General features: G+C 51.3%; 7 protein-coding genes. All 7 read right to left on the bottom strand.

Features of this window, described 5'->3' with window-relative positions:
* Window positions 1-90 precede the first annotated feature (90 nt).
* The 7 genes from QZT18_RS17120 to QZT18_RS17090 all read right to left on the bottom strand — a co-directional run bounded on the left by QZT18_RS17120 (window position 91) and on the right by QZT18_RS17090 (window position 8,838).
* Window positions 91-1,428: a YjiH family protein gene (locus QZT18_RS17120; protein ID WP_294149707.1), complete on the bottom strand. Its 1,338-nt coding sequence runs from the start codon at window positions 1,426-1,428 to the stop codon at window positions 91-93.
* A 33-nt stretch (window positions 1,429-1,461) separates the two neighbouring features.
* A complete protein-coding gene (locus QZT18_RS17115; protein WP_294149706.1) occupies window positions 1,462-2,679 on the bottom strand; it encodes a nitrilase-related carbon-nitrogen hydrolase in 1,218 nt (405 codons plus the stop codon).
* 254 nt (window positions 2,680-2,933) lie between these two features.
* On the bottom strand, window positions 2,934-4,661 hold the full coding sequence (gene ggt, locus QZT18_RS17110; RefSeq protein WP_294149705.1) for a gamma-glutamyltransferase: 1,728 nt from the start codon (window positions 4,659-4,661) through the stop codon (window positions 2,934-2,936).
* Window positions 4,662-4,722: 61 nt separating this feature from the next.
* Complete coding sequence (locus QZT18_RS17105; RefSeq protein WP_294149703.1) at window positions 4,723-6,111, bottom strand: sodium:solute symporter family protein; 1,389 nt, start codon at window positions 6,109-6,111, stop codon at window positions 4,723-4,725.
* A gap of 54 nt (window positions 6,112-6,165) precedes the next feature.
* Window positions 6,166-7,014 carry a helix-turn-helix domain-containing protein gene (locus QZT18_RS17100; protein WP_294149701.1) on the bottom strand — a complete coding sequence of 283 codons (849 nt, stop codon included), beginning with the start codon at window positions 7,012-7,014 and terminating at the stop codon, window positions 6,166-6,168.
* A 198-nt stretch (window positions 7,015-7,212) separates the two neighbouring features.
* Complete coding sequence (locus QZT18_RS17095) at window positions 7,213-7,569, bottom strand: DUF1667 domain-containing protein (protein WP_294149699.1); 357 nt, start codon at window positions 7,567-7,569, stop codon at window positions 7,213-7,215.
* A 3-nt stretch (window positions 7,570-7,572) separates the two neighbouring features.
* On the bottom strand, window positions 7,573-8,838 hold the full coding sequence (locus tag QZT18_RS17090) for an NAD(P)/FAD-dependent oxidoreductase (RefSeq protein ID WP_294149697.1): 1,266 nt from the start codon (window positions 8,836-8,838) through the stop codon (window positions 7,573-7,575).
* Between the last annotated feature and the right edge of the window lie 2 nt (window positions 8,839-8,840).

Genomic DNA, 8,840 nt, shown 5'->3' with positions numbered 1-8,840 from the left:
CAAACCGGGACTGAAGACTCATAACCTCCCTCTCACCATCCCGAACCCCGACCGTGACCGGCGGCGTTCTCCTTTCTCAATCAATCCCCCTTAATACAGGAACATCACGACCGGAGTCGCCAATATCAATGAGAGTACCACTCTCTCCGCCCAGATAATCACAAGATCCTTAACACTGAGCTTGATGTCTGTTCCTAAAATACACGGAATTGATGCGGAGAAGAATAAAATCTCGGCTACACACACAATTGCGATTACGCCCTGTGCCAGAGGGGAACCCGCGGCCACGATGTTGGCCGGGAGGAACATCTCGGCGAGGCTGATGGCGCAGCCCTTGGCTACCATCATTGCCTCCGGTCCAAAGCCCAGAATCATTGTGAACGGGAGGAAGATGTAGCCCATGATATCAAAGAGCGGTGTGTACTCTGCCAGAAGCAGGCCGAGGAAACCGATGGACATCAGGGTCGGACCGATATTTAAGGCAAGGTTGATACCGTCCTTGAAGTTCTTAATCAGGCCTTCCACGAATCCCGGCGCCTGGGAGCAGGCCTCAAGGCCTTCGTTCAGCGCTGTGGAGAAAAGTTTGCCTTTTTCTACGACAGGTTCTTTTACTACTTCCATCCCCTCGTAGCCCAGATCCGGTTTTTTGTTCAGAGGATAGATTCTCGTCGTGATGGCGGTTACCAGGAAGGTGATGATCAGGGTGGACCAGAAATAGAGGTTCCATTTGTCCATCAGTCCCAGTGTCTTAGCCACAACAACCATGAAGGTGGCCGATACGGTGGAAAATCCAGTTGCAATGATACTTGCTTCTTTCTGGGAATAAAATCCCTCTTTATATACTCTGTTGGTAATCAGAAGTCCTACGGAATAGCTTCCCACGAAGGAGGCAACCGCATCGATTGCGGAACGGCCCGGGGTCTTCCACAGCGGGCGCATAACCGGCTTCATAAATACTCCGATGAACTCCATCAGCCCGTAGTTAATCAGGAACGCCAGGAAAATGGCTCCAATCGGTACAAGGGATGTGACCGGTACTACTACTTTGTTGAAAACAAAGGGAAGCATATCCGGATCATGGAATCTGGCGGGGCCAAACCCGAAGATGGCCATGATAACTACGCCGATGCCAATCACCTTGAAGATGGAGAAAACCGTTGTTACCGTATCCTTATTCCAGGTTCCCCTCACAAATGGGAGGACTGCTCCGATAACGACAATCAGCCCGCCGTACACCGGCCCGAAATTCGGGATACTCCTGATTGCCGTAACAATATGGTCAATCGGGATGGATTTGGTGCCGTTTATGGTAATGGAAATAAAAAACATGAAAATACCGATTGCGTTTAAAAGTAAAAATTTTGTTATATTACTGCCCGACTTTGCCGTCGCACTGCCCTTTGATTTTACTGCAGCCGTTTCTGACATGACAGATACCCCCTTAAATATTATTCTGTTTGTTTATTTTCCGCTTCCCTGGATGCTCTTCATCTTCTCATCCATCAGTTTGTCCTGTTCCGCCTGCATTTCCGGACTCAGTTCTCTTGGCATCGTGCTCATGCCGATCTCTGAAACACGGTTATCATACTCTGTTCTGTCCAGAGTCAGCTCCGGCCAGCCCTCGTATACGGGCGCCTCTGCAACACGGCCCGCATATGGATACTGCAGGTTGAACTTGCGCAGGGAATTCAGGTGCTGATCCTGTCCGTACAGACGTTTCTCGGTAACTCTTGCAAAGTCAAGTGTCGTTGTATATGTCATTTCCGTGGAGTCACATTTATAAATGACCTGTCCCTCCGGATCCACAATGGTGGAATTGCCGCAAGGCCCGTTTACGCCGTTGGTCCATATGTAGTAGCACTCATTTTCCAGCGCCCTTGCCCTCGGAATGACGTCGGGGATGAAATCATATTCGGCCGGATCGTAAGACGGCGTCAGTATCAGTTCGGCTCCTTCCAGGGCCAGTGTACGGGAAATCTCCGGGAAGAACTGATCATAGCAGATCTGAAGTCCAACCGTGACGTCTTTTTCCGGTATGTAGAAGGTGCAGTAATCAGGACTGCTGCTCGGAGTGTTGGACTCTACCGGATAGTACGGAGCTTTCTTTCTGTAAACATCGATTAATTCACCATCGGGTCCGAATACCGGACAGGTGTTATATGTTTCACCTTCCGGAAGATCGTCCGAAATCTCGCGGAACGTTCCCGGTACAAAGTAAATACCGTACTTTTTGGCAATTGCGCCCAGATAGTCAATAAAATCACTGTCCATCCTCTGCGGAGTGAAACCAAGGCCATCCTCCACGCCCACGACAAGTTCGGGACGGAGGGTTCCGTACATCAGGCCGTCAACCGTGTCGCTTAAATACTGCAGACTCTCCGCCGTGTCTAACATCGGCATCTGGATGACGGATACGTTCAGTTTCCGGTTCGGCAGAAGCACTTCCCCCTCCTTCGCCTCCGATGACACCGCGTTTTTCTCTGTTTTTGCCTGGGAAGCCGTATCTCCAGCGCCTGTTTTGCCGTCCTCTGTTTTTGTTTCCCCTGCTTTTGTTTCCGCTGCGTTTGTGGCCGCTTCGGTCTGTGCCTGCTGCCCGCCCTGGTTCTGTGTTCCGCATCCGGCCAGAAGTGAAGCGGTCATGACTGCCCCTAATACCCCTGCCAATACTTTCGTTTTCATGCTGCGTCTCATAATAAATACCCCTTTCTTTTTTTCTGGTATTTATTATCCCTCATATAGCAGAAGCAAAGTCAACCGCGTATTTTAACGTTTTTTGAAAAGAAAAAGCCCCGGGCTACGGGGCTTTTAAGGTTATAGCTGCAATAAGGTTTTTGTTAAAATGATGTTACAGTTTTCTGATTGCCGTTCTTTCTATTCTTTATTTCTATTCTTTATTTCTATTCTTTATTTCCATTCTTTTTTTACATTCTCTGTTACGATTCAAAACACAACCCGTCGATGGCCACGGTTCCGTCTTTCGTGAGCACTCCGCCCCCGCCGTCCACCCGGCTTGTTCCGCCCGGGAAGAGCTGTCCGTCCTTTTTCATTATGCCGTTCGGCATAACGAGAAGCACTCCGAAATCCGATGTTCCAATCACCTTATGGCCCTTTTCTTCCAGGAGTTTTACCGTATCTGGAGAAAATCCTCCCTCCAGTTCCAGGCCCTGATCCTTTGTCAGGCAGCACATATGAGGCGTTTTAACCGCGGAATCCATCATCATGCCGTAATCCAGCGTATTGATAATAAGCTGTAGCGTGCTGGTGATAATTCTTGGGCCTCCGGCGCTGCCCACGGCCAGAACCGGCTCCTGATCCTTCAGGACAATGGTAGGAGACATACTGGAAAGCGGAGTCTTTCCGGGACGCACCGCATTGGCCATGCCGTAGGCAAGCCCCTGTGTCGTCCTGACTCCGGCCTTCGGGCTGAAGTCGGCCATGGTATTGTTCATGATAAATCCCCTGCCCGGAACTACAACGCCGCAGCCCCACCAGTTGCGGATTGTCTGGGTCTGCACAAATACGTTGCCCTCTTTGTCCATGACGGAGAAATGGGAGGTGCATCCCCTGTACTCTTTTGCCTCAATCCCCTCTGTCGGGGCAAATTCCTTTGCCTCATTCATGTCGATTTTGGCTGCCAGTTCCTCTGCGTATTCCTTGGAAATAATCTTTTCAACCTGTACTTCCACAAAATCCGGGTCGCCCATGGCCACGGAGCGGTCTGCAAACATCAGTTTCATCGTTTCGGCCAGGACATGGGTGCTGTCCGCCGAATGGAACCCCATTCCCTTTAAGTCAAAATGCTCCAGAATATTTAACATCTGTATAATGTGGCTTCCGCCGGAGGACGGCGGCGCCATGGATATAACGTCATAGCCTCTATATGTGCCTCTTACCGGCTTTCTCTCGATCGGCGCGCATTTTTCCAGATCCTCTTTTACCAGGACGCCTTTGTGTTTCTGTACATGTGCCACCATATCGTCGGCAACCGGGCCGTTGTAGAACCAGTCCACACCGTGCTCCGCCACGCCTTCCATCGTATCGGCCAGATCCGGATTTGTGATAATCTCGCCAAACTCCCTCGGCTTTCCTCCGTTCAGGTAAAGCTCGGCAAAACCTTCATACTCCGCCTTGTTATGTTCGGCCTCCGGCGTATTGGAGATCCTGGCATAGGCAAAGCCGCACTTAAAACCTTCACGGCAGAGACGGATGGCCGGACCTGAAACGTCTTTCCAGGTCATGGTCCCGTATTTTTTAAGCACATTGTCCATGGCACGGTAGAATGCGGGGACAGCCACCGCCCTGCCGGAAAACTCGGTCAGATTTAAATCCACCTCGCCGTTTTCATCGAGGAACATGTCCTGCCATGCGTTAATTGGAGCCACGCCTCTGGCATCCACGGCAAAAAATTCATTCGATTCTTTATGGTAAACGATATGGAAACAGCCTCCGCCGATACCGCAGTGGTAAGGCTCCACAACTCCCAGAACCAGAGACACGGCAACGGCCGCATCAATGGCGTTTCCTCCCTTTTTCATCATTTCAAGCCCCGCTGATGCGGCATAGGGATTATTGCAGCTCACTGCGCCCTCCGTGCCGGATACATGCGGCTTATACATTGCTATTTCAGATACTTCCCTTCCAAGATATGGTCTGTTCGGCATATTCATTTCTCCTTTCTTTCTTCTCGCCACTCTGCCCTTTTCCCTTGCTTTTACTTTACTTTTACCGCACTTTCGCCGCATCCTCTTTGGAGGTCAGAAGCGTAACAATAATTCCTACGGCATAGCTGGCGATAATAACCGGATATACGATATTAAGCTTTGCATTGAGTCCGAGAATCACCCACACTATGGCTACGATAATTCCAACCGCCGCGCTGGCCGTGGCTGCTTTGGAATTCACCTTTTTCCAGAGGATACCGATGATCACGCAGAAGCTGAACGGAGCCGTAACGCTGTAGGTCAGGGTCAGGAACAGGTTGGTAAGCTGCGCGGACGGAATCAGGAAACCCGGAATCAGTGTAAAAAATGCCAGAATGATGGTTCCCCAGCGGGATACATTCAGGATCTGTTTGTCGGATGCCTTTGTGTTTATCTGGTTCTTATAAATATTCGTGAGGATTGTTCCGGTCGCCATCATCATGGTCGCCATTGTTGCGGCAATAATCATGGTGCAGACTGCGAAAATGACTCCTGCGTAGAGCGGGGAGCTGAACTCTTTAATGGTCCAGGCAAATGCCGTGGCTCCGTCACCCAGTCCGTCGTTGGCGGCGCGGCCCATCATACCGATCATGGCCGTTAAAATACAGATAGGCGCTGCAAAAATGTAACCGATAATACATCCGTTCCGTCCTGCTTTGGCATCCTTTGCCGCCAGAACCGGCTGAAGCACCGACTGCATAACCGCCGAGCTCAGGGCTCCGCCGACCGCCCAGGCAAATATCTGCTGTTTCGGCATTGCGGGAACAATTAGTTTATCATAATCTTTTGGAAGCTGGGCTATCAGTCCCGCATAGCCGCCGAATCCGGCCAGATTTTTTACCACAAAGATGATCAGCAGCACATAGGTGGAAATGCAGACGATACGCCCGATGGCGGATGAGCCCTTCATACCGGCAAATCCCGTATACACGGCTGCAATCGTAACGCCGCAGACCATGGCTGCCGCAGAATTGAATCCGGGGATAACAATCTGGATAATGGAAGCAATGGTTTTAAGCTGAATCGGAATGTAGATACAGCCGAATACCACCCAGATATAAGACTGGATTCTGGCTAACGGAGTCGAGTATCTCCTGGCCAGGAAATCGGGAAGCGCCTCGCTGACCATATTCTGGCGGAGTACCTTGGACAGGGCTCCCACCAGCAGGAAATACAGGCCTCCCGCTATGGAATACCAGCAGCCGGCAATCCCCATCGTGTAACCGTTCTGCGCCGCGCCCACAATGCTCATGCCACCTATCTGCCAGGCTCCGAGAACGGCTCCGATAGCAAACGCCCCCATCGTCTTATCGCCGCCGGACCACTGGCTGGCGCTGGTGATTTTAGTTCCCGCATAGATTCCTACTCCAATAATTAATGTAAATGTGATAATCCATGTTGCTACTAACATATAACGACCTCCTCTTCTCTCCTTCATACCGGTGTATCAAATGCAGGATACACCCTAACCTGTAATCTTCCCCGAAGTCCGGCTGTTCTGCAGCCATTTCAGATATTCTCCCGGACATAACCCGGTCATCTTCCGGAAAATTCTGTTAAAATGAGACTGATCATAAAAATCCATCTGATGGGACATTTCCGTCAGCGAGCCCCCTTTGCTCTGTGACATCTGCCGGATGGCGCTCTGCAGGCATATCTGCAGACTTAACTGCTTCGGCGTGATTCCCACATTTTTGAGAACCAGCTTCTGAAGCGTCCTGGCCGTGTAGCCGTAGCATTCCTCCAGCTCCTTCATCCGCACGGAACGGCTTCTCTGCATCATATAGTGTGCAATAGATACCGCCATCTTTTCCTCGTTTCCCCTTCTTTCCCCTTTCTTCTCCTGGCACTGGGCCAAAAACCGGCCTAACAGCATAAAATGCTCCTTTTCACTGTCCACCGCATTGATGTCTTCCACCATCGGCATGGCCCATGGGAACACATCCCCCAGTTTCAGTCCTTCGGGCGGCACCTCGTCGGCCGGTATCCCGGTGGCGCATGTAAAGCTGCCCGGTACAAACTGTACCATCAGCGCCTTCTCAATTCCGTACATCGGTATTTCCTTCTTCTCCGGCAGCACCCCGAACACATAGGCCGACGCTTCTTTTTCCTGAACCGAGAATACCAGCCCCAACTGGCCGACACCAGGTATACAGTTCAGCCCGGTACTCCCCTGGTTTACATTGTAACGCAGTACCCTGAGTTCAAAATCCTCCGTTCTCAGCAATGAATTTTCTCTCTGTTTCGTCACCTCCCAAAATGGCTGCTGAGAGAAAAAATTTGTTTTTTCGCCCATCGCTTCTGTCATTTTCATTACAGCCCCCTTTCCCATGATTTTAACAATTCGTTTTATGTTACAATAGGAAAAATCGGAAATCTTGTCGTATTTCAGAACAGATTTCCACAATAAGGAAAACCGTGTCCTCCCCCGGTCTGTCCTCATATTAAACTGCACGTCAAGGCAGCCGGGAATCTCCCCGCTGCCTGTTTTTGATGCCATACCTTATATTTTTCACTCTACGGTATCGGATGCCACAATATTGATTCCGCTGCCGCAGATATTCTCCACTACCACATCATAACGTTTTACCGGAACGCTTACCCTTGCCTTCTTAAGAACGTCCATGCAGGAAACCAGCAGCTCCCTGGGTACCGGTTTTTCGGAACGCACCGGGAGCAGAGGTTGATCCCCGCCGGTAAGCTTCACCGTGCTGGTCAGTATTCTGACGGGATGGGAAAACTCCTGCCTTCCGTAATCCTCCCCCCGTTTGCAGGTATATCCCTCTATGGTTTCAATCCCGCCGCCTTCACCGGTCACCGTGATACGGCAGCCCAGCGGGCAGATCGTACAGATAATCTCTTTTTTCATCGCCTATGCCTCCTGTCCCACTACTTCTACCGTGATATCATCCCCCGTAATCTCCGATGTTTTTACATCCACATGGCACATCTCACCGGGGTTTACGCGCAGTTCCTTTTTACGGAACAGAATTCGGTCACCGGATTTTGCAATGAGAGCCACATTCTTGTCCGGAGCCGTCACCCGGAAAAAGAGACGGACCGTCTCGTCCTCCGCGGCCACCCTCACCTTGTGGGGACAGAGATAACGCACATTGGCTCCCGGGACGGCCAAAACCTCTTTCACCGCCTCCGGCAGTTCCCCTTTTGCATATCTGGCCGCAGATTTTCCCGCGTTCATGCTCTCCACCGTCACATTGTCCACCAGATCATTCACATGGACCACGTTTCCGCAGGCAAAAAGGGGTTCCTGTGAGGTCTGCATATACTGATTGACTACCGGCCCGTTTGTGACCGGAGAAATGGTGATTTTTGCCTTTCTGCTCAGCTCGTTTTCCGGAATCAGTCCCACGGACAGGAGCAGGGTGTCACAGGCTATGTATTCTTCCGTCCCCGCGAGAGGTTTTTTATTCTCATCCACAGCGGCCACGAAGACACCTTCCACCCTCTCGCTGCCCACGATCCTGGTCACGGTGTGGGACAGTTTGAGCGGTATCCCAAAGTCGTCTAGACACTGCACCTTATTTCTTGTCAGTCCGGCCAGATAGTCCTGCAGTTCCACCACCGCCAGGACCTTTGCCCCCTCCAGCGTCATCCTCCTCGCCATAATCATCCCGATATCTCCGGAACCCAGAATTACGATATTTTTACCCACCACCGCATTCTGGCGGTTGATCAGACGCTGGGCCGCTCCGGCCGTGTAAATTCCCGCGGGCCTGGTTCCCGGAATCATAATGCCGGCTCTTGTTCTCTCGCGGCAGCCCATGGCGAGCACGATGCTCTCTGCCGTCACCCTTGTCATGCCGTATTCGGAGTTGACGCAGATTACCGCATTTTCTTCCGGGAGCACCTCCAGGACCATGGAGTTTAACAGCGCCTCCGCCCCCAGTTCCAGAGCCTCTTCCTTAAAACGGCCCGCATATTCCGGTCCCGTTAATTCCTGATTAAAATAAGTCAGGCCAAATCCCGGATGAATGCACTGCTGCAGAATCCCGCCCAGCTTTTCATCCCTCTCTATAATCAATACCTTTCCGGCTCCCTCTTTCCTGGCAGCTACGGCTGCGGACAGGCCGGCGGGGCCGCCGCCAATAATCACCACGTCACAAGCAATTTCGTACATCT

The organism is uncultured Clostridium sp., assembly GCF_900547735.1.
Taxonomy (GTDB): Bacteria; Bacillota; Clostridia; order Lachnospirales; family Lachnospiraceae; genus Otoolea.
This window is presented reverse-complemented; position numbering and strand designations above follow the sequence as displayed.